This is a genomic window from Pseudonocardia sp. EV170527-09 (assembly GCF_008369905.1).
Taxonomy (GTDB): Bacteria; Actinomycetota; Actinomycetes; order Mycobacteriales; family Pseudonocardiaceae; genus Pseudonocardia.
Genome location: NZ_VRMC01000672.1, coordinates 1 through 233, shown reverse-complemented (window position 1 = coordinate 233; position 233 = coordinate 1). Strand labels below are relative to the sequence as shown.

The following is a 233-nucleotide window of genomic DNA, read 5'->3' as shown; positions in this document are numbered from 1 at the left end:
AAATACGCGGCCGCCCGCTTGAGAATCTCGTTCTCCACCTCAAGGCGACGCTTCTCCTTACGGAGCCCGGTCAATTCGCGTTTCTCGGCGCTACTCAGCCGTGAATCGGAGCCGCCGGTGTCGTCGGCGGCGGCCTGGGCCATCCAGCTCCGCAAACACGACTCCGATATCGACAGGTCCTTCGCGATCGCAGACACCGGCTTGTCGCCAGCACGAGCAAGGTCCACGGCGCG

The 233-nt window shown here is 64.4% G+C and carries 1 protein-coding gene; it reads right to left on the bottom strand.

The features are described from left to right. A partial coding sequence (locus FVA95_RS30445) for a transposase (protein WP_368667399.1) occupies window positions 1–197 on the bottom strand: 197 nt, incomplete at its 3' end. Between the last annotated feature and the right edge of the window lie 36 nt (window positions 198–233).